The following is a 25360-nucleotide window of genomic DNA, read 5'->3' on the forward strand; positions in this document are numbered from 1 at the left end:
TCTTCTCCTAAGATCTCGTGAGGCCGCCGTACAAGGTTCTCTTCCACACCGTCGACAGGGTCGCGATGGCATCTTCGTCGCTGATGGTCACACCCAGGCCAGCGGGGCCGGACGATCCGACGAAGACGGTGGTGAAGTTTTCGAACAGCAACGCGATGGCCGCCGCCGTGTGCTGCGGGTGCAGTTCGGCACCGTAACCCTGCTCCTGGGCCCGGCGCACCGAAGCGGCCACGAGATCCATTCCGAATCGCCGGAATTCGTTCTGCACGGCCGCGAAGCGCTGCTGGGTGGCGGCCAGCTGGGCCACGGCGATCATGATGCCGATGTTCTGTTTGAACATGTTCCAGTAGCCGGTGACCACCGCAGTAAAAAAGTCGTCGCCGTCGGTGGGGGCACCTCCCGCTTGCGGGGGCGAGTCCGGCAGGTGAACGCTGAGACCCGACGGCGTCACCACCTCGTGCAGGAATGACTCCGCGAGGGCGGCCAGCAGGTCTTCCTTGTCGGCGAAGTATCGGTAGAACACCGCCGGCGATTTTCCCGCGGCCGACGTGATGTCGGCCAGGGTGGTGCCGTGAAAGCCCCGTTCGGCGAACAGTTTCCGGGCGGCCTGCTCGATGGCCTGCCTGGTCTGGCGGCCTTTGGCGGTCAGCTCGCGGGTTGCCTCTGGGGCGGACATCAGTTCCCCTGCACTCAATGTCTCCGTCGGTCGCCGGCGCGTAACAGGGCGCTCGGCAGGTCGTGCCCCACCAACGTCTTCGCCACGTCGGCCGCGGCGATGGCGGCCTGCAGGTCGACGTCCACCTCGATGCCGCTGTCGGTCAGCAGGTATACGAGGTCCTCGGTGGCGATGTTGCCGGTGGCGCCCGCGGCGAAGGGGCAGCCACCCAGGCCGCCGACCGAGGCGTCCAGCCGGGTCACCCCGGAGTTGACCGCGGCGTAGGCGCTGGCCAGACCGGAGCCGCGGGTGTTGTGGAAGTGTCCGCCCAGCGGAAGGTCGCCGATCACCGGACGCAGTTGTGTGATAAGCGAACTCACTCGGCCCGGGGTGGTGGTGCCGATGGTGTCGGCGATCGACAGGCGGTCGGCGCCGTGGTCGCGGGCGGCCGCCGCGATCTCGAGCACCCGCTGCGGCGGGGTCGGCCCTTCGAACGGCGAGTCCCAGGCGGTGGCGATGACGACTTCGACGGTGACAGGAAAGCTGGAGGGGCCGTCGTGCGCGATGGCGACGATCTCGTCGATCGCCTTGGTGGCCTCGGCGCTGGCGCGCCCGACGTTGGCCTTGCTGAAGGCGTCGTCAGCGGCCACCACGTACTCGATGGAGCGCAAACCCGCGGCGACGGCCCGCTTGGCGCCGTTCGGGCTGGCCACCAGGGCCGAGAATTCGATGTCGGGGTAGTCATGCAGGTGTGCGGCCAGCTCGGCGGCATCGGCCATCGACGGCACCTTCGACGGCGAGACGAACGCGGTGACCTCCACCTCGCGGACCCCGGTCGCCGCGACCGCGGCCAGCAGTTCCAGCTTGGCCGACAACGGAATTGGCGACTCGATCTGCAGGCCGTCGCGCAGGGCCACCTCGCGGATCTGAACGTGGGTCATTGGCGCCGCTCCTCCTCATCGCTGCGCTCTGCATCGTCGCCGGCGCGTGTCACAGCACCTCCTCGGCGCGCAGCTGCTCGAGCTCCTCGGCCGTCTTGCCCAGCAGTCCGATGAAAACGTCGTCGTTGTGCTGGCCCGGGCGCGCGGGGCCCGCGTTGCGCAGCCGGCCGGGCGATTCCGAGAGCACCGGCACGATGCCCGGCCCCAGCACGTTGCGCTGCAGGCGTTCGTCGTAGTGCTCGACCAGCATGTCGCGGGCGCGCAGCTGCGGGTCGTTGACGACCTCGGCGACGGTGTTGATCGGCCCGGCGATCACGCCCGCGGCGGACAGGGTTTCGATGATGTCGCCGGGCCGGCGTTCTGCGGCCCACGCGCCGATGATGTTGTCGAGTTCGTCTTGGTTGCGCCCACGCGCGACGTGCGTGGCGAACCGGTCGTCGGTGGCCAGCTCCGCGCGGCCCATCGCCTTGCACAGCCGGGCGAAGACGGTGTCCTGGTTGGCGGCGATCACCACCCACGAGCCGTCGGCGCTGCGGTAGATGTTGGACGGGGCGATGCCGTCGAGCCGGGTGCCGGACGGTCCGCGCACCACCCCGCCGACGTCGTAGTCGGGAATGGTGGATTCCTGTACGGCCAAACATGATTCGGTCAGCGCGACGTCGACCACCTGACCGCGTCCGGTGACGCTGCGGCGATAGAGGGCGGCCAGCGCGCCCTGGGCGCCGAACATGCCGGCCAGGCTGTCACCCAGCGAGAGCGCCAGCCGGGGCGGCGGCCCGCCCGGGAAACCGTTGAGGTGCCGCAGTCCGCTGGCCGCCTCGGCGACCGAGGCATAGCCGGCCTTGGTGGCGTCGGGTCCGGTCTGCCCGTATCCGGACACCCGGACCAGGATGATGCCCGGATTGCGGGCACTGAGCACGTCGTAGCCCAGGTTCCATTTTTCCAAAGTGCCCGGGCGGAAGTTCTCCACCACGATGTCGGATTTCTCGACGAGCTCGCAGAACAGTTCACGGCCGCGGGGGTGGCGCAGATCCAGGGTGATCGCCTTCTTGTTGCGCGCGTGCACCGTCCAGAAGACGTGCTGCCCGTCGAGTTCGGCCTGGCCCCAGGTGCGCAACGGGTCCGGGGCCTTGGGCAGTTCCACTTTGATCACGTCGGCGCCCATGTCGCCGAGCAATCGGCCCGCGAAGGGCCCGGCGATCAGCGTGCCCAGCTCGAGCACGCGGATGCCGTCCAGCGGTCCGGCCGGGGCGGAGGTCATTCGGCGCTCGCGAAGTCGTGCCGCACCAGCCAGTCGGTGACGATGGTGACCGCGGCCCGCAGCGCGTCGCGCTGGTCGGGTCCCGCGTAATAGTGTGTGGCGCCCGGGATTTCGTGCATCTCCTTATCCTTGTGGCCGATGGCCTGGAACAACCGCCGGGTGTGGCTGGGCGTGCAGGCGTCATCCGCCAGGTTACCGATCACCAGCGCCGGGATCGCGATGTCAGGCCCACAGGCGACCGCGTCGCCCCGCGCGTCGTCGTAGCTCCACTGCGACAGCCAGCCGCGCAGGGTGGAAAACCGGGCCAGCCCGACGGGGCTCATGTTCACCACCTGAGGATCCCCCAGGTAGCAGGTGCCCGGGACGCGTTCGTTGGGATCGACGGTCGGGTCCAGCCAGCGCGGGTCGGCCATGGTGCCGTGCACGACGAAGCCGAACTCGGCAACATCTGCGTCGGGGCGCCCCGACGATTTCAACTCGGCCAGCTTGTCCTTCACCCATGCGGTGATGCGGCGGTTGCGGTCGATCTGCGCCTGCCGGTAGCGGGCCAGGAATTCCTGGCTGTAGGGCGGCTGATTGGGGTTGTCGGGGTTGTACAGGTCCAGCTCGGGATCGCGCTTGGTGGGATCGGATTCGTCGAGGATCGACGCGTCCAGCCATTCGGTCAGCGTGCCGTGGCGGCTGATGTGCGCGGCCAGCAGCATGATGCCGTCGGCGGCGGGCAGGTCGAGTTTGGTCAGGTCCGGGCCGTCGCCGGTCGGGCTGGACGTGATGGTCGGGTTCTGCGCCTGCTGCTGGTAGAACACCGACAGCGATCCGCCGCCACTCCACCCGGCCAGCACCACCTTGGAATAGCCCAGCCGCTTCTTGGCGTCCTTGATGCACTCGCCGAGATCCTCGACCACCTTCTCCATCAGCAGCGCCGAGTCGGTGCCGCGGAAGCGGCTGTTGCAGTAGATGACGTGATGGCCGGCCCGGGCCAGCGCGTTGATCATCGGGAGGTAGGCGCCGCCGCCGATGGGGTGCATGAACACCAGGACGGTGTCCGACGGCCTGTCCTTGGGTTTGAGCAGGTAGCTCTCCAGCACGGTGATCTCGGCCAGGCCCCCGTATACGTCTCGTACGCCGGAATTGTTCTGGAAGGCAACGAGATAGGGGATCCGGTCGTACTCGTGCTTTTTGGGTTTCACCGCTTGTGTCATTAGCGCCGCTTCTCCTCATCACTTCGCTCCGCATCGTCGCTGGCGCGAGTCATCAATGTTGTCCTAGGTCGTGGGCCAGAACCTCGGCCGACGGGGTCAGCCGCCGGCGTGTGTCGATGGCGATCACCTGCCAGTCGACGCGCGAATAGTCGTCGAATTTGCGGCGTGCCCGTTCGCGGGCCTTCTCCGGTGCGCCGTGATGAACCCCTTGGGGCGCATGCGAAATCAAGCCGGGCGGCATCGGGATGCCGTAGAGCGAGCCGCCGTGAAAGAAGGCGATCTCGTCGTAGTCGACGTTGCGGTGATACCACGGTGTGCGTTCGGTGCCGGGAATCCCTTCGGCGGGCTTGGGCAGGAAGTTCATCACGTAGACGCCGGTGGCCTGCATGAACAGGTGCACCGTCGGGGGCAGGTGGACACTGTCGGAGGTGACCACGTTGTAGTCGGCGATGTTGAACGTGAACGCGAAGTTGTCCCCGCGCCAGCCTTCGACGTCGAGCGGATTGTGTTGGTAGAACAGCGTTGTCGGGCCGCCCTCATGGATGAGCCGGACCTCGAATTCGCCGTCGGCACCGTCGGGCTCGTCGGCCGGCGCCGGCTCGGGGATGACCACCTGCGACGGGTCGAAGGGGAAGTGGCGGCCCAGCGCGCCCGGCGGCGGCACCCGGAACTCGTCGGTGGACTCGATCATCAGCATCGTCGTCGCCTCTTTGTTTGAGGGGTCGGGCAGCTGGCGCCAGGTGCATGCCTTGGGGATGTAGAGCCAGTCGCCTTCCCGATAGCGCAGCGGACCGAATTCGGTCTCGACCAGACCGCTGCCCTGGTGGACGAAGCACAGCAGGTCCCCGTCGACATGACGGACGAAGAACGGCATCGGCTCGCGACGACGGCTCAACAGGATTCGGCAGTCGTCGTTGCTGAACATCAGCAGCGGCCCACCGTCGGCCTCGGTGGCATCGCTGGGCTTGAGCTCGCTCGACAGGACGTCGATCGGTCGCAGCGGGCCGACCGACCGGTAGGCGGTGGGGTCGTGGCGCCGGTAGAGGTTGGCGGTGCGGCCGGTGAATCCGCCCCGGCCCAGCTCGTCGTCCTTGAGGCCTTCGAGGTCGGCGTGCAGGCGGCGCGGTGTTCGGCCTTTCCGCAGGTGCACAAAGGATTCCATGGACGGCTCCTCCGATGGGGACCAGCTCAGTGGGCGATCAGGCTACAAAACTGAAAGTGACATTACTTTTTCTTTTTGGCCCGCACAAGAGTTGCCGCGAGGCCATGGCATGGTCGCCGCGAACGCGGCGTCACGAGTCGCCGCGACGCCGTCGCCGCCCGCGTTGGTCACAAACGCCACAGGCGTCTCCGCCGGGCAGGACTTGCTTGGTGCCCGCCTCACAGCGACAACTCCGGCGACCGCAAACCACGCGGAGGATTGTCGCTCGAAGGCGGGCAAACATTCGATTGCCCCGAGCTGAAACCACTGTGACGGATGGGACCACGTGCGGCGCCTAGCCCCGGACGCGCAGCACGACCTTTCCCTTGGCGGTGCGGTTCTCCAGGGAGGCGACGGCGGCCCCGGCTTCTTCCAGCGGGTACGTCACCGGTTCCGGCGGGGCCAGCTCCCCGGAGGTGAGCAATCGCTCGAGTCCGGCCCACTGCTCGGCCAGCGCGCCCGGATGCGTCCCCGCCCACGCGCCCCAGCCCACACCGACCACGTCAACGTTGTTGAGCAGCAACCGGTTTACCTTGACGGTCGGTATCTCACCGCCGGTGAACCCGACGACCAGCAGCCGCCCGCCGGGAGTGAGCGAACGCAGGGAATCGGTGAAGCGGTCGCCGCCGACCGGGTCGACGACGATGTCGACGCCGCGGCCGTGAGTCAACTCCTTCACCGCGTCCTTGAAACCGTCGGCCAGCACCACATCGGTCGCGCCGGCCGCCGTGGCGATGTCGGCCTTGTCCTGCGTGCTGACCACGGCGATGGTGCGGGAGGCGCCCAGCGCCGGTGCGAGCCGCAGCGCCGAGGTCCCGATGCCGCCGGCCGCGCCGTGCACCAGCACCGTCTCGCCGCGCTGCAGCCGCCCCCGGACGGTCAGCGCGAAGTACACCGTCAGGTCGTTGAACAGCAGGCCGGCGCCCGCCTCGAAGCTCACGTTGTCGGGCAGCTTGAACACCCGGTCCGGGGCCAGCACCGCAACCTCGGCCATGCCGCCGGACAACATCGTGAGGCCCACCACCCGGTCGCCGGCGCTCACGTGCGCACCTTCGGGTGCGGACCGGACCACGCCGGCGATCTCGGCGCCGAGCACGAACGGCAACTCCGGTCGGTACTGGTAGAGCCCGCGGGTGAGCAGGGCGTCCGGGAAGGCCACCCCGGCGGCGTGCACGTCGACGACGACCCCGTCGCCCGACGGCTCGTCGATGTCGGTCAAGTCGACCGCGTCCGGACCATCGAGCCGAGTCACCTGTACCGCGCGCATGCCACCTCCGTCGTCACTGCCATCGGCGCCGCCGTCGGGGAATGCGCCCGATCAGCGCTCGATCAGCCTACTGCCGGCTCAAAAACCGCCCGCGACCCGCACCACGGCCCGGCCGGAGAATTTGCCGGCGCGCACCTGGTCGATCACGCCGACGACGTCTTTCACGTCGACGTCGCTGACCAGTGAGTCCAGGTGACGCGGCCGCAGCGAATCGCCGAGGCGGGCCCACAATTCGCGGCGTGGCCCGATGGGCATCAGTACCGAGTCCATGCCCAGCAGCGCGATGCCCCGCAGGATGAACGGCAGCACCGTGGTATGCAGGGCCGGCCCGCCGGTGAGGCCACTGGCCGCCACCGCACCGCCGTAGTCGACGGTGCTGAGCACGTCGGCCAGCGTCGCGCCGCCCACGCAGTCCACCCCGCCTGCCCAGCGCGCCTTGCCGAGCGGCCGTGGCTTGGCGTCCGGGTCGGCGGGTAATCGGCCGATAACTTCCGCGGCGCCAAGGGCTTTGAGCCGGCCGGTGGCCTCGGCTTTGCCGGTCGAGGCGACCACCTGGTAGCCGGCGGCCGCCAGCAGGTCGACGCTGACCGAGCCGACGCCGCCGGTGGCTCCGGTGACCACGACGGGACCGGCGTCGGGCGCGATGCCCCAGTCGATCAGTGCCTGCACGCTCATCGCCGCGGTGAAGCCCGCGGTTCCGATCGCGGCGCCCTCGTGCGGGCTCAATGCGCCGAGCGCGACGACCTGGTCGGCCGGCAACCGTGCGTATTCGGCGTAGCCGCCATGGTGGCCGGTGCCGATGGCGTACCCGTGGGCCAGCACCGGGTCACCGACGGCGAAGTCGGGCGACGCCGATTCGACAACCTCGCCGGTGAGGTCGATGCCCGGCACCACCGGGTAGTTGCGCACCACGCCGCCACCCGGTGTCAGCGCGAGCGCGTCTTTGTAGTTGACGCTCGAATACTCCACGCGGATGGTCACCTCGCCGGGCGGCAGGTCGGAGTGGTTCAGCGTCTCGACCGACGCGGTTATCCGGTCACCATCTTGTCGGGCGACAAGCGCCTGAAACGTGTCCATGCTTCGACGCTAACCTCACCGTATGGATTCCTTTCCACTCGGTGGGTTTTCGGTCAACCGCGTCGGCTTCGGCGCGATGCAATTGCCGGGTCCCAATGCGTTCGGTCCGCCGCGGGACCGCGACGAAGCCCTGGCCGTGCTGCGCCGCGCGGTCGAACTCGGCGTCGACCACATCGACACCGCCCAGTTTTACGGACCCGACGTGGCCAATGAGCTGATTCGTGCCGCGCTGCATCCCTATCCGGAGAACCTGGCGCTGGTCAGCAAGGTCGGTGGGCGCCGCGATGACAACGGTGCCTGGCTGCCGGCCGGCGCGCCGGCCGAGTTGCGCCGTGACATCGAGACCAACCTGCGCAGCCTCGGTGTCGAGCAACTGGCCGTGGTCAACCTACGGGTGTTCGAAAGCGATGGCCCGGACCAGCAGTTCGACGATCAGCTCTCGGCCATGATCGAGGCCCGCGAGCAGGGATTGATGGGCGGGATCGGGCTGAGCAACGTCAACCGCGAGCACCTGCTGCACGCCGTAGAGCGCACCGAAATCGCCTGTGTGCAAAACGCATTCAATCTGGTGCACCGGGAGTCGGCCCCGGTGCTGCAGGAATGTACGACGCGGGGGATCGCCTTCGTTCCGTTCTTCCCGCTGGGTGCGGCCTTCATGCAGCCCAACCCGGTGCTGAGCCACCAGGTGGTTCGGGAGACCGCGCAGCGACTGGGCCGCACACCCGCGCAGGTCGCGCTGGCGTGGACGTTGCACTTGGCACCCAACGTGCTGCTCATCCCCGGTACCTCGTCGCTGGGCCACCTGGAGGAGAACCTGGACGTCGCGTCCATCGAACTGGACCACGAAGCCCGCGAGCGGCTGAACGCCCTCGCTACTTGAGCTCGGACGAGGACAGGCCCAGCAGGCGGCGCGCGACCACCAACTGCTGAATCTGTTGCGTGCCTTCGAAGATGTCCAAGATCTTCGAGTCGCGCGCCCATTTCTCCAGCAGCGCCTGTTCGGAATAGCCTGCGGTGCCGGCCAATTCGACGGTCTTGAGCGTGACGTCGGTGGCCATCCGGCCTGCCTTGGCCTTGCTCATCGACGCTTCTTTGGAGTTGGGGATCTTGTTGTCGGCCTGCCACGCCGCCCGCAGCGAGAGCAGATAGGCCGCCTCCCAGTCGGCTTCCATCCGAATGAACTCGGCGGCCGCGGCGCTCTGGGCGTGTGAGGGCCTGTCGTAGGAGATCTCCACGCCGGCCTCGGTGAGGATCTTGCGAATCTCCTCCAGCGCGGCGCGGCCCACCCCGACGGCCATGGCCGCGACGATCGGCCGGGTGTTGTCGAAGGTCTCCATCACTCCGGAAAAGCCCTTGCCGACCTCGATTTCGGGGTTGCCGAGCAGGTTTTCCTTCGGGATGCGGGCGTTGTCGAACCTGATGACCGCGGTGTCGGAACCCTTGATGCCGAGCTTGTGTTCGAGCCGTTCGACGGTGACACCGGGATGCTCGCGCGGCACGACGAACGACTTGATCGCCGCGCGCCCCTGTGACTTGTCCAGCGTCGCCCACACCACGATGTGGGTGGCGCGCGACCCGGCGGTGACGAAGATCTTCTCGCCGTTGATCACATACTCGTCGCCGTCGAGGGTGGCCGTCGTCGACACCGCCGCCGAGTCCGATCCGAAGCCGGGTTCGGTGATGGCCATCGCCGCCCACACCTTGCCGAGGCGTTGCAGCTGCTCCTCGTTGGCGACGGCGGAGATGGCCGCGTTACCGAGCCCTTGATAGGGGACCGACAGCATCATCGCGAGGTCGCCCCAGCTGGCTTCCAGCGTCTGCAGCAGCGCGGCCATGTTGGCGCCGTTGTGGTTCTTGTCCCGCTCTTCGTCCTCGCCGCCCAGCGCGTTGGCTCCCGCGAATTCGATTGACTCCGAGGCCCCTTCGAAGAGGCTGAACAGGGTGTCGAGCTCGACCGGGTACGCGTGTTCCTTGAGGTCGTACTTGCGGGCGATCGGCCGCATCAATTCGGCGGCGCCCTGGTGCGTCTTCGTCGTCACCGCTTGCATCTTGCGCGGAAGTTCCAGATTGATTGCCATGATTGAACTTTCAGCTCGAGTTGGATAAGCGACTCAGATGACGACGACGCCCTCGGCGACGCCGATGGCCCGCAGGTCGCGGTACCAGCGTTCGACGGGATGCTCTTTCGTGTAACCGTGGCCGCCGAGCAGCTGAACACCGTCCAGGCCGATCTGCATGCCCTTGTCGGCACCAAGCCGCTTGGCCAGTGCCGCCTCGCGGATGAACGGCAGACCCTGCTCGGCGCGCGCCGCGCCGCGCCAGGTGATCAGCCGCAGCCCATCCAATTCGATGGCGATGTTGGCGCACATGAAAGCGACCGCCTGCCGGTGGGCGATCGGCTCACCGAAGGCCTGACGTTCCTTCACGTACGGGACGACGTAGTCGAGCACCGCGTGCGAGGTACCGACGGCCAGCGCCGCCCAGCCCAGCCGGGACAGCGCGATCGCCTCGGAGTAATCGGCGTCGGTCGCCTCGTCCTCGCCGAGGCGGGCGCTCGCCGGCACCGTCACCCCGGAGAGTTCGACGTGACCCAGGGCCGCGGCGCGGATCCCCATGCTCGGATCCGCCTTCACGGTAAGGCCTTTGGTCGAGGACTCGACGATGAACAATGCCGGCTTGCCGTCCAGCTGCGCGCCGACGATAAAGACCTCGGCGTCGGCCGCGGCCGGGACCAACGACTTCACCCCGTCGAGGCGGTACCCGCTCGGGGTGCGCACCGCGGTGGTCTTGAGCCGGGTGGGGTCGAAGAGCGGTTGCGGTTCGGCGATGGCCACGCACGCTTGGGGCACGTTCTCACCGGCGAACGCGGGAAGGTAGGTGGCCTGCTGGTCGGCGCTGCCCCAATGGGTCAGCGCGGAGGCCACGCCCCCCGGGGCCAGCAGCGGCAGCGCCAGGCCCATATCGCCGTAGGCCAGCGCCTCCGCGACCTGCACATTGGTCACGCTGGATCGGTGCGCGGCGATGCCGTCGAAATCCTCAGGGATGTTGATCGCGGTGATGCCCAGCTCGGCGGCCTTGGCGATCAGGTCGGGCGGATAGGTCGCCGCCTCGTCGGCATCGTGTGCGGCGGGACGCAGCACTTCCGCGGCGAAGTCGTCGAGCGTCTCGACGATCATCTTCTGCTCGTCGTCGGGCGTCAGGTCGAAGTAGTCCTTGCCGCTGGACTTGAGCCGGGTCGGCCCGCCGCGCAGGTTCTGGATCCGCTTGAACTCCCGCGAAGAAGTCGCGGCGGTGGAGAAGATCGTCTTCGTGCCATAGCGCAGGGCGCGGTTGAGCGGGTCACGCAGCTGGTATTTGTCCAGGAATTCCTGCCCGACGAGCGGGGTGATCAGCGCGATGACGATGTCGATGCCGGTGCGCTTGTGCGGTTGCAGCCCCACCGCGGACTTGTGGTCGCGCCGTTTGACGCGGGTGCGGGCGGATGTCTGTCGAGAACCGGAACCGGTCATTTTCAGCAGCCTCAGGTCGTTGGGCAATGCGGATATCTCCGATCTTACTCCGGAGTAAGATCGGAGAGGACACTTGTTAACTAATTCACACGGGGCCAGCCGCGAGGCGGCCGAGCACCTGCTGCTGCAGCAGGCCATTGGTGGCCACGGCGCTGCCGCGGTGCGGCCCCGGTGTGCCGTCCAACGCCGTCAGCGTCCCACCGGCTTCGCGCACCAGGATGTCGAGCGCCGCGAGGTCCCATACCGACACTTCCGGTTCGGCGGCGATGTCGACGGCCCCTTCGGCGAGGAGGCAATAGGACAGAAAGTCGCCGAATGCACGCACCCGCCACACCTCGTCGGTCAGCGCGATGAATCGGTCCCGCACGCCGAGCTGTGCCCATCCCGACAAGCTGGAGAACGAAAGGCTGGCCGAATTGAGTTGTGCCACCGAGGAAACCGAGAGTCGCCGGGCGGGCGCACCGTTGACCGCCACGAAGGCGCCCTGACCGTGCGCGGCCCACCACCGGCGCTGCAACGCCGGGGCGCTGACGGCGCCGACGACGGGGACCCCGTCTTGCAGCAACGCGATCAGACTGGCCCACACCGGCACCCCGCGGACGAAGTTCTTGGTGCCGTCGATCGGGTCGATGATCCACTGTCGTCCGGTGAACGTGGTGTCGCCGCCGAACTCTTCGCCGACGATGCTGTCGTCCGGCCGTTCGCGCGCGAGTACCTCGCGCAGCTCGGTCTCGACCGCGCGATCGGCGTCGGTCACCGGTGTCAGGTCGGGTTTGGTGTCGACGCGCAGGTCCAGCGCACCGAATCGGGCGGAAGTCAGCGTGTCTGCGCGGTCGGCGAGTGTCAGTGCCAGCGCCAGATCGTCGTGACCCATGTGAGCAGTCCTACCATGGCGTCGTGTGGGAATTCGGTCTGCTGCTCCTGTTGATGGCCGTATTGGCCGTATTTCTCGTCCAGCGGTTCGTTCCGCGGGGCCCGCGCGGCGAGCTGCTGAGCGGCACGCTGCTGGTGACCGGAATCAGCCCCCGCCCCGACGCCACCGGCGAGCAGTTCGTCACCATCGCCGGCGTGATCAATGGGCCCACCGTCAACGAACACGCGGTGTATCAGCGCATGGCCGTCGACGTGAACCAGTGGCCGACCATCGGCCAGCTGTTTCCGGTGGTGTATTCGCCGAAGAATCCAGACAATTGGAGATTCGCTCCCGCGGTACCGCCGGCGCCGCCGGGTCCGCCTGAGTCGCCGCCCGCGCCACCTGAATCGCCGCAGCCGCCGCCCCCCGCGGGCTAAGCGCGCATCAACCGGCCGCGGGCGGGCGCGTCATCACCGTGATCCGCCTGCCGTAGCGCGGGACCACAAGCGTTGCCCGCCGGACCGTCCCGCCCGGGATCCCGGGGATGCCGGGCGTCCCGGACCCGGTTGCGGCGACCGCTTCGGTCGCCGCCAAGTCGGACAGGCAGCCGCCCGGCAATGCCGAAACGGAGTTGCCGGTCGCGCTGGCCCAGCCGGCGGGCACCGACATGGGGCCGATCCGCCCGGCGCGGGCGAGCACCGCGTTGACGTTGCCCAGCCCCGATGTGGCGCCGCTGAGCGCAGGCGCCTTGGGGATTGCGGCCGGAACCGCCGCGAGGTTCGGCAAGATGCCCAAGTTCTTGTCCGCCTGAATGATTCCGGAAGGGATCCCCTCCGTCGTGAAGATGGCCCTGAACGCGGTCGAAGCCCCCTGGATGGTGTCAAAGATCCGGAACAACTGCGACGACGAACCGGGTGCGGAGGAAGCCACCTGCGAGCCCGAGTTCGACCCGGCGCTGCTGGCGTCGGCTTGCGCGACGGCTGCCTGCTGGGCCAGCACGCCGTTCGCGTTGGTGGTTTGGCGCGGCGGGGAAAATGGCGAAAACTGCACCGCCGCAGCCGAACTGGCGGAGTAGCTGTACATTGCGGCGGCGTCCTGCGCCCAGTATTCGGCGTACTGGGCCTCGGTGGCCGCGATGGCCGCGGTGTTCTGGCCGAAGAAGTTCGTTGCCACCAGCATCGCCAACTGGGTGCGGTTGGCCGCGACCACGGGTGGGGGCACGGTCATGGCATGCGCCAGTTCGTAGGCCGCCGCGGCCGCCCGAGCCTGCATGGCGGTCTGCTGTGCACGTTCGGCGGTCGCATACAGCCACGCCGCGTAGGGCGCTGCGCTGGCCGCCATCGCTTGGGACGTCGCCCCCTGCCAATACAGGCCCGTCAGGCCGGACAGCACCGATTCGTAGACCGCGGCCGTGACGCCCAACTCGGCCGAGAGCGCGTCCCAGCTTCCCGCGGCGGCCAGCAGCGAGCCCGACCCGGGGCCTGCGTACATCCGGCCGGAGTTCACCTCCGGCGGAAGAAAGCCGAAATCCATGGTCCTACAGCTCTACAAGCTGCGTAAAACGAGACTGCTCGCGGCGAACGATTTCGCTTGTGGCCGACGGCAGTTGGCGGATTACCGGCACGTCACCCGGCGGCTGGCGGGCGGGGCATCACGGTGAGCCGCACGCCGTAGCGGGGCGGGACACCCGCGCCCGCGGATCGCGCGGCACCGCCGCCGGGCATGCCGGGGTAGCCGGGATACCCGGACGCCATCGGCTCCTCGGTCCCCGGCAGCGTGGTGAAGCCGGCGGGTTCCAGCGGCGAGATGTGGGTGCTGGTGGGTGCGGCCCAGCTCGCGGGCACCGACATCGGCCCGATCGTGCCGGCGTGCGAGAGGGTCGCGGTGACGTTGCCCAGGCCCCCGCCGAGGCCCGATGTGGCGCCGCGCAGCGTCGGCGCCGCGAGCGCGGGGGCGAGATTGGCCGCGGCCGCCCCGGGCTTGGCGAGAATGCCCAAATTGTTTTCGGCCCCGATGATTCCGGACACGAACTGCTCCATGTTGTAGGGAGCGCTGAAGCCCAGGCCCGTCCCCTGGATGGCGTCAAGGACCCGGAAGGCGTTGCCATTGGCCGAGGCAGCCGTCGAAAGGTCGTAGTAGTCGCCGGAGATGTTGTAGGTGTTGCCCGCTGTGGTCTGCAGTTGCGACGTCGACAACGGCGAAAACGTCTGCGCCGCAGCCTTAGTCACGCCCGCGTTGGTGTTGGCCGTGGCCACGGCGGCGTTCTGGGCGCTCACGCCGGACTCGTTGGTGGTCTTGTTCGCGGTGGCGAACCGGGGCAACTGCGTCGTCGCCGCCGTCGACGACACGGAGTAGCCGGCCATCGCGGCGGCGTCCTGTGCCCAGAAATCGGCGTACTGCGCCTCGGTATCGGCGATGGCCGCGGTGTTCTGGCCCACGATGTTCGTCGCCACCAACGAGGCCAACAGGGTGCGGTTGGCGGCGATGACCGGTGGGGGCACCGTCATCGCGTACGCCTGCTCGTAGGCCGCCGCGGCGGTCCGCGCCTGCATGGCCGTCTGCTTCGTCTGTTCCGCGGCCGCCTGCAGCCAGCCCATGTAGCGGGCGGCCGCGGACGCCATCGACGCGGCGGCGGGGCCGCGCCATTGCAGGTCCAGACCCGCAAGCACCGATTCGTACGACTCGGCGGTGGAGGCCAGCTCGGCCGACACCGCGTCCCAGCTTCCCGCGGCGGCCAACAGCGAGGCCAGCCCGGGGCCGGTGTACATCCGGGTGGAGTTGATTTCTGGTGGAAGAAAAGCCCAATCCATGTGTGATACATCCCCTCGTAGTGCGAATTCGGGCAAACGCCACTGGCGCCGGCGCTCGCCGCATCGGCGTGGTTCTCGAATGTGGGCCGCTCCCGGATCCGCTTCGCAGACCAGCAAAGCTCACCCCGCGTTGGGTGAAAGGGCAGCCCGGTGCGGTCGCGTTGCTGCCGTCTGGCGGGCAGCGTTGCGCTTATCGGGTTGGCGGAGCGTGCGCGCAGGGCATTACAAAAGACCTTCGGTTCTCGGGCCCTTCAAAAGTCGCAGGTGCGGCCGATGCCTGCGGGGTTTTGCGTATTTCACGGAGCGGACCAGGCAGAATTTAGTGTGCATTCACCTGATGTTCATCTCGCGTTAACCAACTGCCGGCCGTAATTTACGCCTGTCTAACAACGAAAGTATTTGGAGGTCTTGGTGTCTGGCGATCGCGGCGAAGTGCCTGCCGTCCGCCGACGCCGGGCGGCCCCGGACCGACGGCCTGGGGCAAATACGTGAACGTGTGCGCTCGCGGTCACCCGCGATGATTGAGGTTGTCGACCACACCCTGCAGCACCTCGGGATGCCGCAGGAACGGGGTGATGATGTCGACCGGCAGCGGGAAGACGACGGTCGAATTCTGATCCGCCCCCAACTCCAGCAGCGTCTGCAGGTAGCGCAGCTGCAGTGAGGCCGGACTCTTCGACAGGGTTTCCGCGGCTTCGCGCAGCTCCTCGGATGCCTGCAGCTCCCCACGAGCGTTGATGACCTTCGCCCGGCGTTCGCGCTCGGCTTCGGCCTCGCGGGCCATCGCCCGCTGCATCGACTCCGGGATTTCGACGTCCTTGATCTCCACGACGCGCACCTGCACACCCCACGGCTCGGTCTGCTTCTCGATGATCGTGCGCAGATCGCTGTTGAGGTCCTCACGATGCGCCAGCAGCGTGTCCAGGTCCGCCCGGCCCAGCAGCGAACGCAGCGTCGTCTGAGCGATCTGCGACGTCGCCACCGCGTAGTTCTCCACCGCCAGAATCGCTTTCAGCGGATCCATCACCTGAAACATCACGACGGCGTTGACGCGCGCCGGCACGTTGTCCCGGGTGATCACCTCCTGCGGCGGAATGGTCAGCGTCACCAGGCGCTGATCAACCCGAATCATCTTGTCCAGCAGCGGAATCAGAAAACGCAATCCGGGACCGTAGAGGGGGCGTGCGTGTCCCATCCGGAACACAACTCCGCGTTCGTACTCGCGCAGCACGGCCAGCGACCACGTCGCGAGCACCACGAGCAGGACAATCCCGGCGCAGATCAGGCCGATCACAACGGCAGTCATGTGGTGTTGTCCTCCTTGCTCTTCCAACCGCCCCAACGCGTGGAGTACCGGTCGATTGCGGCGGCCACCTGGTCTTCGATCGCGGTGCGGTGCGGCAGGTGCTCGGGCGCGTTGGACGGAGTGTTCCACAGGTGGCGGGCCAGCGGCGCTCCGAGAACCGCGACCAACAGCACCGTGGCCGCCAGCACCAGCGCGTCGGCGGCCGAGTGGTCGGCGATCAACGTGGCCAGCGGTAAGATGATTCCCAATGCCGCCACGCAGCAGGCGATCCCGCGGTGAAACCGCCCGGCGTCCGAATGCGGCCAGGGGTCGACCTCGCGGCTTATCTCACGGCCGTGCTCGGAGGCCGTGCAGCCCGATTTGACGGGGCAGCTGTTGCAGACCACCGGCAATGCGCGATACCGCGTGACCCGATGTTTCGGATCGAACGAGGTCGGCCACAGCCAATGATCCTGCGGACAGATCCATGCATCATGGTCGGGCCGGTAGGTGAATTGTCCTGTGCGCCAGCGTGCCGCATGCGCCGAAGCCCGCCGGGCCATCGCGTCGAAACTCCAGCCGACGACCAGCAAGGCCAGGGAATACCCGGCGATCATCCACACCGAGGTGCTCGGCGCAGTCACCGGTCAATCCTTCGCCGGCACTGCCGCGCCCGGCTCCGGCTCGGTCGGGGCGTGGGTGTACAGCGGACTTTCGGGCAGTTCCTCGACCGTCGTACCCGACCGGAAATGACGCAGCGCGGTCCAGGCGATCCAGACGAACGGCACTACACCACCGACGATCAGGATGACGTCACCCGGTAACCGGAGCCATTCCAGGACGGCGTTGCCGGGCCGGGTGATGTAGCCCAGCGACCGCGCTTCGAAGTAGCCGTCGTTGACCGAGTGGTAGAGCTGTAACACGCCCAGCGGCAGCAACGTGGCGAACACCATCCAGGCCAGCCCGATGTTCATGCACCAGAAGGAGATTCGCGCCAACTTCTCGGGCCACTTGTCGGGTGGGATCACGTAGCGGAAGGCGAACATGGCCAGGCCCACCGCGAGCATGCCGTACACGCCCATCATCGCCGCATGCGCGTGGTTGGCGGTCAGTGCGGTGCCGATCTGGTAATAGGACACCACCGGGAGGTTGATCAGGAAGCCAAAGATGCCCGCCCCCAGGAAGTTCCAGAATCCCACCGCGACCAGGAACATGACCGCCCAGCGGTGCGGGAACGGGTTGGCGTCGCCGGATTGCTGGCGCGCTCCGAGCTGCAGGAACGCCCACGCCTCGACGGTCAGGAAGGTCAGCGGGATGACCTCGGCGGCCGAGAAGAACGCGCCCAAAGCCATGTGCTCAACCGGCGTCCCGGAAAAGTACAGGTGATGCATGGTGCCGATGACACCGCCGGCGGAATACAGGATGACGTCGAGGAAGATCACGCCCAGCGCGATCCGCTCGCGCACCACGCCGAGCAACACGAACATGTAAGCCACCATCACGGTGGTGAACAGCTCGAGGAAGTCCTCGACCCACAGGTGCACCACCCAGAACCGCCAGAAGTCGGCCACGGTGTAGTGGGCGTCGCTGCCGGCCAGCAGGCCGACGGCGTAAAAGCCCGGGATGGCCAGTCCGGAGAAGAAGAACAGCCAGGGCATGTTCATCTTCGACTCACCCTTGAGCCTGCCGCGCAGGCCTCGCCAGATGATGGCAATCCACACGAACATGCCGATGATCAGCAGGATCTGCCACAGGCGCGGCAGGTCGAGGTACTCCCATTGCTGAGAGAACAGCCCACCCGCCGGGATCACGCCGTAGATGGACAGCGCCTCGCAGATCAGCGACCCGAACACCACCACGGCGACCGCGCCGAGCAGCACGTACGCGAGCAACGCCTGGCGCCTGGGCTCGCGGCGGGCGATGAACGGCACCAAGAAGATGCCGCCGGCCAGGAAGGCCGCCGCCGTCCAGAACAGCGACAGCTGTAGATGCCAGGTGCGGGCCAGGTTGTAGGGCAGTACGCGGGCCAAGTCCAGCCCGAAGAAGTTCGACAGATCGGCCCGGTAGTGTTCGGCCGCGGCACCCAGCAGCGTCTGCGCCAGGAACAGCACCGACACGATCGCGAAGAACCAGATGCAGGCGCGCTGCGCCGGCGTCAGGCTCACCTCGCCGGGTTGGCGGAAGGACAGGGTGGACGACTCGGCGCTGTGCCAGCCGACCTTCTGGCTCCACCGGCCGTATACCGCGAACATGACCCCGATGCCGCCGAGCAGTGCGATCAGCGACAGCGCCGACCAGACGATCACCGCCGCGGTGGGACCGTTGTCGACTCGCGGCTCCGCCGGCCAGTTGTTGGTGTAGGTGTACTTGTGGCCGGGGCGTTCGGCGGCGGCGGCCCAGGCCGTCCAGGCGAAGAACGCCGTGAGGTCACGGATCTGTGCCTTGTCGGTGATCATGTGCGGCAGTACGCCGTATTTCGTCGAGTTCTCACCGAAGTAAGCGGCGTACTGGCTCTGGATGTGGTCGAACGCCACTGCCTGCCGATCGGTGAACACCAACGTCTTGGTGGCGGGGTTGTAGCGGTTGGTGCGGAACTCCGTGACCACCCGCTCGCGTGGATCGGTGACACCCTGCGACCGGAGCTGACCGGAGACATCCTGTGTGGCGGTCCGCAGATATTCGGCGGTGTAGTCGGGACCGAGGTAAGCGCCATGGCCGAGCACCGAACCGTATTCCATCAGTCCGCGGGCCTGATAGAGCTCCTGACCTCGGGTGATGTCCTGGCCGGTGAACAGAAGCTGGCCCGATTCGCTGACGACCTTGTCCGGCATGGGCATCGAAGCCGAATACGTGCGGTAGGCCAGGATGCCCATCACCAAAAAGCCGAAGATCATGACCAGGGCGACGCCCTGGATCCAACCTTTTCCGATGAGGGGCTGTGACGATGAGGGCTGGGTGGGTGTCGGTTGAGCGGTCATGCGCGAGGTCTCCCGTCCAGGTGGTGGGTGGTGGTGCCCGCTGTCTCGCATGTCAAATACACCTAGTTTTCGTCCGCACCTAGTATTCGGTCGCTGACATCGCGATGGCAACACCGAATTTCGCGGTTTTCGTGAACCGTAGGGTCCAATGGCACCTATTTGGGGACCAATGTCTCTGGGGGAGTGAGGTTTACGGCGATAGCCTCACGGTGCAACGGTGTAACGGGCACCCTTTCACGCTCGAACAGGGAAGTCGTGATGAGCAACAGGTATCCAGCTCCCGCAATTCTGGTAGGGGTTGACGGATCCAGGGCGGCGATACATGCGGCCGTCTGGGCGGTCGAGGAGGCGGTCAACCGCGACATTCCGCTGCGGCTGGTGTATGTCATCGATCCTCGCGATGGTTCGGGAGCGCGTGCCGTCGGTACTCGACTCGCCGTCGCCCGAGCCGCGTTGGCCGACGCGCATCGGGCCGTGGACGCCGTCGGCGAGCCGGTCAAGGTCGAGACCGACATCCTTTGGGGCAAAACGGTTTCCAAGCTGCTCGAGGAATCAAGGTCGGCGCTCATGATCTGCATCGGGCAGATCGGAATCGACCACGCCTGCCATGGCGGACCGTCCGTTGCGACCTCCTTGGTCCGCTCGGCGCTGTGCCCGGTCGCGGTGATCCAACAGTCGGCGGGCCGTCTGACGGCGCCGCGGGTCAGCGGCGTAGTGGTGGAAGTGGACAACGGCACGGTACTGCGGCATGCGTTCGATGAAGCGAGACTGAGGGGGGCGGCAGTGCAAGCCGTGTCGGTATCCCGGGTGGCGGACGCTCAGGAAGGAAGCCCTGAAAAGTTCTCGGCGCGAGCGCAATTGGACCGCCGACTGGCGCGGTGGATGCGGTTGTATCCCGACGTGCAGGTGGTACCGGCGATCGTGGCCGGCGGCGTGGACCGGTACCTGCGTGCCCGCCATGAAGCGGACCGCCTGCTGGTCACCGACCACTCCCGGGCCGAGGCCCTGTGCCACGCGGGCCATTCCGTGCTCGCGATACGTTGCGGCAATCTGTAGCCCGGTCAGAGCCGGCGTGGTGGCCTGAAACATACCGTCGCGCAACAGAATCGAAGTCGAAGTCGGCGGCACGGGGAATTTTCGTCCGTGTGCGCCGGTTGGTGCAGCCTGTCAAGGGACTTATGGCTCTGTTGTGGAGACGCCAGACCTATTAATGTTACTCTGAGTTGCAGATAGATCGGGGGCATTGACGATGAGCCAGTCGACCACGGCCGAGGCAAGCGCAGACCTGATCGGCCGCGCCGACGTGGAGGCGTTACTGCGCCGTTTCTACGGTCGCGCGCTGGACGACGAGGTCCTGGCGGAGCCGTTCGCCGAGCTGCGAGCCGACGGGTTGGAGACCCACGTCCCGACGATGTGCGACTTCTGGGAGACCGTGCTGTTCCGCGCGGGGCTCTATCGCGGCAGTGCGTTGCAGGCGCACCGGGATATTCACCGGCGTGCCCCGCTGTCGGATCGCCACTTCCGGCGCTGGCTCAGCCTGTGGCACAACACCGTTGACGAGATGTACCGCGGGCCGGCGGCCGATCGGGCGAAGGTTCAGGCCGGCCGCATCGCGTGGGCCATGCACCGGCGCCTGACCGGTGTCGACGCGCCCGAGCTCCTCGTCACGCAACCGGCTCGTGACGGTCAGGCTCCGGACCGAACCGGAAGCGGCGGCCGGTGATTTCGGTCGGGGTAATCCGCACGTAGTGCGGCTTGAGCGTCGCAGTCCACGGCAACAACTGTGCGCGTTCTGCGTGCTGGATGTCCGCGTCGTTCTTCAGCAATCGCGCCCGACCGCGCACGATCACGCTCCAGCCTTCGACCAGGTTGTGGTCGTCGACCTCGAAGACCACCGCGTGATGCGCCACGGCCGAGAACAATTTGGTGCCCTCGGCGGTGCGAAACAGCACGGTGTGGTCTTGCACGACGAAGTTGACGGGAAAGATTTCGGGCTCACCGGCGAAGTTGGTGACCAGCCGGCCCAGCGCGACGCTGCCCAACAGATCCCAGTTCTCATTCTCGGAAAGCACGGTTACCGGTTGGTCGCTACCCACCCGCTCAACGCTACGTAGAATCGGCGTCGTTGAGTAGAGCCTTCGTATCCCCTGCACCGCCGAGATCGGCGATCAGCCGTGGCTGACCCGTAGCAACTTGGCCAAACTCGGCAGCTTGACGCGGGGACGTCCGTGCGGTTCGCCGGCCGCTCGCTCATGGGCGTCGATGAGCTCCCAGTGCGCCGAGGTGACCAGCTGGGGCTGGCGCGACGCCAGCCAGTCGGCCAGCCGGTCGGCGTGGTCGTCCGGAAAATCCGCCAGACCGCCGGCGCCGGACAAATCCGCGAGCAGGGTGTCCACGGTGTCCTGGGAGTCCTTCTTATTGGTACCGATGACACCGGTCGGTCCGCGCTTGATCCACCCGACCACGTACTCATTGCGGCTGCCTTCGACCCGGCCGCCGCTGTTGGGGATCGTCGCGGTCTTCTCGTCGAACGGCAACCCGGGGGTTGGCACGCCACGGTAACCGACCGAGCGCACCACCAGCTGGACCGGCAGCTCCTCGCGTTCGCCGGTGTCATTGGCCGACACCCGCCCGTTGTCGTCGGTGACCAGCTCGTTGCGGCCGAGCACGATCCCTTCCACCCTCTGGTCGCCCTTGATCTCGATCGGGGAGGTCATGAAGCGGAGCACGATGCGACGGTGTCCGGGGCGCGGATCGCGCTTCGCGTAGTCGCGCAGCACGTTGATGTTCTGCTTCGCCGTCTTGCCGGCCGCCGCGGCATCCTCGTCGCTGACGCCCTCCAGCTGGGCCGGGTCGACGATCACGTCGACGTTGTCCAGCTCGCCCAGCTCGCGGAGCTCCAGGGTGGTGAACGCGGTCTGCAGTGGCCCGCGCCGACCGATGACGACCACCTCGTCGACGCCGCACGGACGCAGCGACTCCAGCGCGTGATCGGCGATGTCGGTCAGTCCCAGCACGTCGGGGTCGGTGACCAGGATGCGTGCCACGTCGAGGGCGACGTTGCCGTTGCCGACGACCACGGCCCGGGCGCCCGAGAGGTCGGGCGTGGCCTCCTCGAAGTTGGGGTGCGCGTTGTACCAGCCCACGAAATCGACGGCGGCGATGCTGCCCGGCAGGTCCTCACCGGGGATGTTGAGCGAGCGGTCGGATTGTGCCCCGACCGCGTAGACGACGGCGTCATAGCGTTCGGCCAGCTCGCTGGACTGCACGTGTTCGCCGACCGAGATGTTGCCGAAGAAACGGAAGCGCGGATCCTGGGACGTCTTCTCGAACTGTTTGCTGATCGACTTGATCTTCGGGTGGTCGGGCGCGACGCCGGAGCGCACCAGTCCCCAGGGGGTGGGCAGCATTTCCAGCATGTCGACGGCGACATCGAAGTCCTCGGACCCGTCGGCCGCCTTCAGCAAGGACGACGCGGCGAAGAAACCGGACGGGCCGGAGCCGACGATTGCAACGTGGTAAGGGCGCATACTCGACCTTCTATTCGTGCCCGATAGCGCCGGGGGGTTCCTAAACAGGCCGGCGCGCAGAGCGGGGCGCACATGATCGTGACTCGATGCTAAACGCATGACCGCTGGTCGTGACCTGGACACTCGCTGCGAGCAAAGTCGGTCGGCGGGCCCCGGGTAACGTTGTCGGCTGTGGAACCCGACCGTCAAGCCGATATCGCCGCCCTCGACGCCACCCTGACCACGGTGGAGCGGGTGCTCGATGTGGACGGTCTGCGCACCCGCATCGAGAAGCTCGAACACGAGGCATCGGATCCCCAATTGTGGGACGACCAGGCTCGGGCGCAGCGGGTGACCAGTGAGTTGTCTCACGCTCAGGGCGAGCTGCGCCGGGTCGAGGAGCTTCGGGGCCGCCTGGATGATCTGCCGGTGCTCTACGAGCTGGCGGCCGAGGAGGGAGGAGATGCGGCCAGCAAAACGGAAGCGCTGGCCGAGGCCGACGCGGAGCTGAAGGCGCTGCGTGCGGACATCGAAGCCACCGAGGTGCGCACCCTGCTCTCGGGCGAGTACGACGAACGCGAGGCGCTGGTCACGATCCGGTCCGGGGCGGGCGGGGTGGACGCCGCCGACTGGGCCGAGATGCTGATGCGGATGTACATCCGGTGGGCCGAGCAGCACAAGTATCCCGTCGAGGTGTTCGACACGTCCTACGCCGAAGAGGCGGGCATCAAGAGCGCGACGTTCGCCGTGCACGCGCCCTTCGCATACGGCACGCTGTCCGTCGAGCAGGGCACCCACCGGCTGGTGCGAATCAGCCCGTTTGACAACCAGAGCCGGCGTCAGACATCGTTCGCCGAAGTCGAGGTACTCCCGGTGGTGGAGACCACCGACCACATCGATATACCGGAAGGTGATGTGCGCGTTGACGTTTACCGCTCGAGTGGCCCTGGAGGCCAGTCGGTGAACACCACCGACTCTGCGGTACGCTTAACCCATATCCCAACGGGTATCGTCGTGACTTGCCAGAACGAAAAATCGCAGTTGCAGAACAAGATTTCGGCGATGCGGGTGCTTCAGGCAAAGTTGTTGGAGCGCAAGCGTTCCGAAGAGCGCGCTGAGCTTGACGCGTTAAAAGGCGAAGGTGGCAGTTCGTGGGGCAACCAGATGCGCTCCTACGTTCTGCAGCCCTATCAGATGGTCAAGGATCTGCGGACCGAGTACGAGGTTGGCAATCCTGCGGCCGTCCTGGATGGAGACATCGACGGATTCCTGGAAGCGGGAATCCGTTGGCGCAACCGAAAAGATGACGAATAACACAAGTTTTCTCGCCGCATCGATGACGCACCGCTGGCACGACTTCTGGCGGGGCGAACTCGGCGAGTGGATCATCACCCGTGGTCTGCGGATCGTCATGGTCCTGATCGCGGCGGTGCTGGCGGCCCGGTTCGTCAACTGGGTTGCGCAGCAGGTGACCCATCAACTCAATTTGGGTTTCGCCGAAAGCGACGCGCTGGTGCGCTCGGAAGCTTCCAAACACCGGCAGGCCCTGGCGTCGGTCATCTCCTGGGTGTCGATCGTGATCATCGGCATCTGGGTCATGATGCAGATCGCCGACGTGCTGCAGTTCTCGGTGGGCGGCTTGGTCGCGCCGGCCACCGTGGTCGGTGCGGCGCTGGGTTTCGGCGCCCAGCAGCTGGTGCGAGATCTGTTGGCGGGCTTCTTCATCCTGGTGGAGCGCCAGTACGGCTTCGGAGATCTGGTCACCATCACCGTGGTTTCCGCGACGGAGGCCAGCGGCACCGTCGAGAACGTGACATTGCGGGTGACCCGACTGCGGTCCGCGGATGGCGAAGTGTTGACCATTCCAAACGGGCAGATCGTCAAGGTGGTCAACCTGTCGAAGGACTGGGCGCGCGCGGTGGTGGACATCCCGGTGTCGACCAGCGCCGACCTCAACCGGGTCAACGAGGTCTTGCATCAGGAATGCGACCGCGCAATGGACAACCCCGTCCTCGGGGATCTGCTGTTGGATGCCCCCACCGTGATGGGTGTGGAGAGCATCGCGGTCGACACCGTCACTCTGCGTCTGGTGGCTCGCACCCTGCCCGGCAAGCAGTTCGAGGTCGGCAGGCAGCTGCGCGTGCTGGTCATCCGGGCGCTGGCCCGCGTCGGGATCGTGACCGCGGCCGACGCGACGGTGGGCCTGGTCGAAGACCCCTCCGTGCCGGCCGCCCAGGCCGCCGAGCAGCAGTCCGACGATGAAGTCCAAGGTGCGGTGCAGAAGCGTTGAAGTTCACCCTGAACATCCTCGAGAAGCGCGGCGACGACACGGATGCGGAGCATCGCTGGCCGAAGTACGTGTTCGGCGGGCGGATGCGCACGTCGACACTCGTGCTGCTCATCGCGTTCTTCGCCGCGTGGTGGGTCTACGACACCTACCGCCCCGAACCGCCGGCCAAGCCGCCGGCGCAGCAAATTGTGCCGCCGGGCTTCGTGCCCGACCCCAACTACACGTGGGTGCCGCGCAGCCGCGTGCAGGCGCCGCCGACCGTCACCTATACGCCCACTCCGACGAGCACACCGCCGCCCCCGCCACCGCCACCGCCGCCGCCGGTGACGACGACCACGACCACGACACCGCCGTTCCAGCTGCCTCAGCTGCCGTGCATCCTGCCGCAGCCGTTCTGCCCGCCCAGCTCGAGCCCGGCCACACCGCCGTCGCAGCAACCGCAGCCGGGGCCCGGCCCGACGCCGACTTCGCCGCCACCGGCCAGTTGACTTCGCCTGCCAGCGAAATTCACCGCTACACTGG

The 25360-nt window shown here is 67.2% G+C and carries 24 protein-coding genes; 7 read left to right on the forward strand and 17 right to left on the reverse strand.

The genetic code is table 11. The annotated features are described in order from the left end of the window. Positions 1-7: 7 nt before the first annotated feature. The 7 genes from A5688_RS21080 to A5688_RS21110 all read right to left on the reverse strand — a co-directional run bounded on the left by A5688_RS21080 (position 8) and on the right by A5688_RS21110 (position 7604). Positions 8-676, reverse strand: a complete 669-nt coding sequence (locus A5688_RS21080; RefSeq protein WP_067830803.1) for a TetR/AcrR family transcriptional regulator — start codon at positions 674-676, stop codon at positions 8-10. Positions 677-690: 14 nt separating this feature from the next. Next, the gene (locus tag A5688_RS21085; protein WP_067910453.1) at positions 691-1596 is read right to left on the reverse strand and encodes a hydroxymethylglutaryl-CoA lyase; all 906 of its coding nucleotides are present in this window, start codon (positions 1594-1596) and stop codon (positions 691-693) included. 49 nt (positions 1597-1645) lie between these two features. Further along, on the reverse strand, positions 1646-2857 hold the full coding sequence (locus A5688_RS21090) for a CaiB/BaiF CoA transferase family protein (protein ID WP_067910450.1): 1212 nt from the start codon (positions 2855-2857) through the stop codon (positions 1646-1648). Continuing rightward, positions 2854-4059 (reverse strand): alpha/beta hydrolase family protein, encoded by a 1206-nt coding sequence (locus A5688_RS21095; RefSeq protein WP_067910447.1) that lies wholly within the window; start codon positions 4057-4059, stop codon positions 2854-2856. Before A5688_RS21095 ends, A5688_RS21090 begins: the two co-directional genes overlap by 4 nt. 52 nt (positions 4060-4111) lie before the next feature. Continuing rightward, a complete protein-coding gene (locus A5688_RS21100; RefSeq protein WP_067910444.1) occupies positions 4112-5221 on the reverse strand; it encodes a homogentisate 1,2-dioxygenase in 1110 nt (369 codons plus the stop codon). 334 nt (positions 5222-5555) lie between these two features. After that, positions 5556-6527, reverse strand: coding sequence for an NADPH:quinone oxidoreductase family protein (locus A5688_RS21105; protein WP_067830788.1), 972 nt, complete (start codon positions 6525-6527; stop codon positions 5556-5558). Positions 6528-6605: 78 nt separating this feature from the next. Further along, complete coding sequence (locus tag A5688_RS21110) at positions 6606-7604, reverse strand: acryloyl-CoA reductase (protein ID WP_067830785.1); 999 nt, start codon at positions 7602-7604, stop codon at positions 6606-6608. Positions 7605-7626: 22 nt separating this feature from the next. On the opposite strand from A5688_RS21110, the gene A5688_RS21115 reads away from it, so the two are divergent. Further along, a complete protein-coding gene (locus tag A5688_RS21115) occupies positions 7627-8484 on the forward strand; it encodes an oxidoreductase (RefSeq protein ID WP_067910441.1) in 858 nt (285 codons plus the stop codon). Here A5688_RS21115 and A5688_RS21120 read toward each other — a convergent pair. The 3 genes from A5688_RS21120 to hisN form a co-directional block, all read right to left on the reverse strand. Further along, positions 8477-9682, reverse strand: coding sequence for an acyl-CoA dehydrogenase family protein (locus tag A5688_RS21120; RefSeq protein WP_067830780.1), 1206 nt, complete (start codon positions 9680-9682; stop codon positions 8477-8479). The two genes, A5688_RS21115 and A5688_RS21120, sit on opposite strands and share 8 nt — an antisense overlap. Positions 9683-9715: 33 nt before the next feature. Beyond that, positions 9716-11113 (reverse strand): acyl-CoA dehydrogenase family protein, encoded by a 1398-nt coding sequence (locus A5688_RS21125; RefSeq protein ID WP_067910579.1) that lies wholly within the window; start codon positions 11111-11113, stop codon positions 9716-9718. Positions 11114-11198: 85 nt separating this feature from the next. After that, a complete protein-coding gene (gene hisN, locus A5688_RS21130; RefSeq protein ID WP_067830776.1) occupies positions 11199-11987 on the reverse strand; it encodes a histidinol-phosphatase in 789 nt (262 codons plus the stop codon). 53 nt (positions 11988-12040) lie between these two features. On the opposite strand from hisN, the gene A5688_RS21135 reads away from it, so the two are divergent. Continuing rightward, positions 12041-12403 (forward strand): hypothetical protein, encoded by a 363-nt coding sequence (locus A5688_RS21135; RefSeq protein WP_120312578.1) that lies wholly within the window; start codon positions 12041-12043, stop codon positions 12401-12403. 7 nt (positions 12404-12410) lie between these two features. On the opposite strand, the gene A5688_RS21140 is transcribed toward A5688_RS21135, so the two are convergent. From A5688_RS21140 to A5688_RS21160, 5 genes are all read right to left on the reverse strand, one after another. Continuing rightward, positions 12411-13499, reverse strand: a complete 1089-nt coding sequence (locus A5688_RS21140; protein ID WP_067910434.1) for a PPE family protein — start codon at positions 13497-13499, stop codon at positions 12411-12413. 92 nt (positions 13500-13591) lie between these two features. After that, positions 13592-14776, reverse strand: coding sequence for a PPE family protein (locus tag A5688_RS21145; RefSeq protein ID WP_067910432.1), 1185 nt, complete (start codon positions 14774-14776; stop codon positions 13592-13594). A gap of 508 nt (positions 14777-15284) precedes the next feature. Continuing rightward, positions 15285-16082, reverse strand: a complete 798-nt coding sequence (locus A5688_RS21150) for a slipin family protein (RefSeq protein ID WP_067830757.1) — start codon at positions 16080-16082, stop codon at positions 15285-15287. Next, positions 16079-16705, reverse strand: a complete 627-nt coding sequence (locus tag A5688_RS21155) for a hypothetical protein (RefSeq protein ID WP_067830754.1) — start codon at positions 16703-16705, stop codon at positions 16079-16081. The genes A5688_RS21150 and A5688_RS21155 overlap by 4 nt, the downstream gene beginning before the upstream one ends. Positions 16706-16708: 3 nt before the next feature. Beyond that, positions 16709-19039 (reverse strand): nitric-oxide reductase large subunit, encoded by a 2331-nt coding sequence (locus A5688_RS21160; RefSeq protein ID WP_067910429.1) that lies wholly within the window; start codon positions 19037-19039, stop codon positions 16709-16711. Between the two features lie 258 nt (positions 19040-19297). Here A5688_RS21160 and A5688_RS21165 point away from each other — a divergent pair, with 258 nt between their 5' ends. After that, a complete protein-coding gene (locus A5688_RS21165; protein WP_067910427.1) occupies positions 19298-20095 on the forward strand; it encodes a universal stress protein in 798 nt (265 codons plus the stop codon). A gap of 193 nt (positions 20096-20288) precedes the next feature. Beyond that, a complete protein-coding gene (locus tag A5688_RS21170) occupies positions 20289-20762 on the forward strand; it encodes a group III truncated hemoglobin (protein ID WP_067830745.1) in 474 nt (157 codons plus the stop codon). On the opposite strand, the gene A5688_RS21175 is transcribed toward A5688_RS21170, so the two are convergent. Together A5688_RS21175 and A5688_RS21180 are read right to left on the reverse strand one after the other, a co-directional pair. After that, positions 20704-21135 carry a pyridoxamine 5'-phosphate oxidase family protein gene (locus tag A5688_RS21175; RefSeq protein ID WP_067830735.1) on the reverse strand — a complete coding sequence of 144 codons (432 nt, stop codon included), beginning with the start codon at positions 21133-21135 and terminating at the stop codon, positions 20704-20706. The genes A5688_RS21170 and A5688_RS21175 overlap by 59 nt on opposite strands. Positions 21136-21207: 72 nt before the next feature. Further along, positions 21208-22569, reverse strand: coding sequence for an FAD-dependent oxidoreductase (locus tag A5688_RS21180; protein ID WP_067830732.1), 1362 nt, complete (start codon positions 22567-22569; stop codon positions 21208-21210). A 171-nt stretch (positions 22570-22740) separates the two neighbouring features. Between A5688_RS21180 and prfB the strand changes: the two genes are divergently transcribed. Genes prfB through A5688_RS21195 form a run of 3 tightly spaced genes read left to right on the forward strand, consistent with a single transcriptional unit; the run spans position 22741 to position 25326 of the window. Next, the gene (prfB, locus tag A5688_RS21185; protein ID WP_067830728.1) at positions 22741-23862 is read left to right on the forward strand and encodes a peptide chain release factor 2; all 1122 of its coding nucleotides are present in this window, start codon (positions 22741-22743) and stop codon (positions 23860-23862) included. Further along, a complete protein-coding gene (locus tag A5688_RS21190) occupies positions 23852-24838 on the forward strand; it encodes a mechanosensitive ion channel family protein (RefSeq protein WP_242660274.1) in 987 nt (328 codons plus the stop codon). The genes prfB and A5688_RS21190 overlap by 11 nt, the downstream gene beginning before the upstream one ends. After that, on the forward strand, positions 24835-25326 hold the full coding sequence (locus tag A5688_RS21195) for a hypothetical protein (RefSeq protein ID WP_067910421.1): 492 nt from the start codon (positions 24835-24837) through the stop codon (positions 25324-25326). The genes A5688_RS21190 and A5688_RS21195 overlap by 4 nt, the downstream gene beginning before the upstream one ends. The last annotated feature ends 34 nt before the right edge of the window (positions 25327-25360 follow it).

Origin of the sequence: Mycobacterium mantenii, assembly GCF_001667865.1 — a bacterium.
In the GTDB taxonomy this organism is placed as follows: Bacteria; Actinomycetota; Actinomycetes; order Mycobacteriales; family Mycobacteriaceae; genus Mycobacterium; species Mycobacterium mantenii_A.

Excerpts from the sequence above, each read along its gene's own strand:
- A5688_RS21080 (WP_067830803.1), bottom strand. The coding sequence starts at position 676 with ATGTCCGCCCCAGAGGCAACCCGCGAGCTGACCGCCAAAGGCCGCCAG.
- A5688_RS21085 (WP_067910453.1), bottom strand. The coding sequence starts at position 1,596 with ATGACCCACGTTCAGATCCGCGAGGTGGCCCTGCGCGACGGCCTGCAG.
- A5688_RS21090 (WP_067910450.1), bottom strand. The coding sequence starts at position 2,857 with ATGACCTCCGCCCCGGCCGGACCGCTGGACGGCATCCGCGTGCTCGAG.
- A5688_RS21095 (WP_067910447.1), bottom strand. The coding sequence starts at position 4,059 with ATGACACAAGCGGTGAAACCCAAAAAGCACGAGTACGACCGGATCCCC.
- A5688_RS21100 (WP_067910444.1), bottom strand. The coding sequence starts at position 5,221 with ATGGAATCCTTTGTGCACCTGCGGAAAGGCCGAACACCGCGCCGCCTG.
- A5688_RS21105 (WP_067830788.1), bottom strand. The coding sequence starts at position 6,527 with ATGCGCGCGGTACAGGTGACTCGGCTCGATGGTCCGGACGCGGTCGAC.
- A5688_RS21110 (WP_067830785.1), bottom strand. The coding sequence starts at position 7,604 with ATGGACACGTTTCAGGCGCTTGTCGCCCGACAAGATGGTGACCGGATA.
- A5688_RS21115 (WP_067910441.1), top strand. The coding sequence starts at position 7,627 with ATGGATTCCTTTCCACTCGGTGGGTTTTCGGTCAACCGCGTCGGCTTC.
- A5688_RS21120 (WP_067830780.1), bottom strand. The coding sequence starts at position 9,682 with ATGGCAATCAATCTGGAACTTCCGCGCAAGATGCAAGCGGTGACGACG.
- A5688_RS21125 (WP_067910579.1), bottom strand. The coding sequence starts at position 11,113 with ATGACCGGTTCCGGTTCTCGACAGACATCCGCCCGCACCCGCGTCAAA.
- hisN (WP_067830776.1), bottom strand. The coding sequence starts at position 11,987 with ATGGGTCACGACGATCTGGCGCTGGCACTGACACTCGCCGACCGCGCA.
- A5688_RS21135 (WP_120312578.1), top strand. The coding sequence starts at position 12,041 with ATGGCCGTATTGGCCGTATTTCTCGTCCAGCGGTTCGTTCCGCGGGGC.
- A5688_RS21140 (WP_067910434.1), bottom strand. The coding sequence starts at position 13,499 with ATGGATTTCGGCTTTCTTCCGCCGGAGGTGAACTCCGGCCGGATGTAC.
- A5688_RS21145 (WP_067910432.1), bottom strand. The coding sequence starts at position 14,776 with ATGGATTGGGCTTTTCTTCCACCAGAAATCAACTCCACCCGGATGTAC.
- A5688_RS21150 (WP_067830757.1), bottom strand. The coding sequence starts at position 16,082 with ATGACTGCCGTTGTGATCGGCCTGATCTGCGCCGGGATTGTCCTGCTC.
- A5688_RS21160 (WP_067910429.1), bottom strand. The coding sequence starts at position 19,039 with ATGACCGCTCAACCGACACCCACCCAGCCCTCATCGTCACAGCCCCTC.
- A5688_RS21165 (WP_067910427.1), top strand. The coding sequence starts at position 19,298 with ATGAGCAACAGGTATCCAGCTCCCGCAATTCTGGTAGGGGTTGACGGA.
- A5688_RS21170 (WP_067830745.1), top strand. The coding sequence starts at position 20,289 with ATGAGCCAGTCGACCACGGCCGAGGCAAGCGCAGACCTGATCGGCCGC.
- A5688_RS21180 (WP_067830732.1), bottom strand. The coding sequence starts at position 22,569 with ATGCGCCCTTACCACGTTGCAATCGTCGGCTCCGGCCCGTCCGGTTTC.
- A5688_RS21190 (WP_242660274.1), top strand. The coding sequence starts at position 23,852 with ATGACGAATAACACAAGTTTTCTCGCCGCATCGATGACGCACCGCTGG.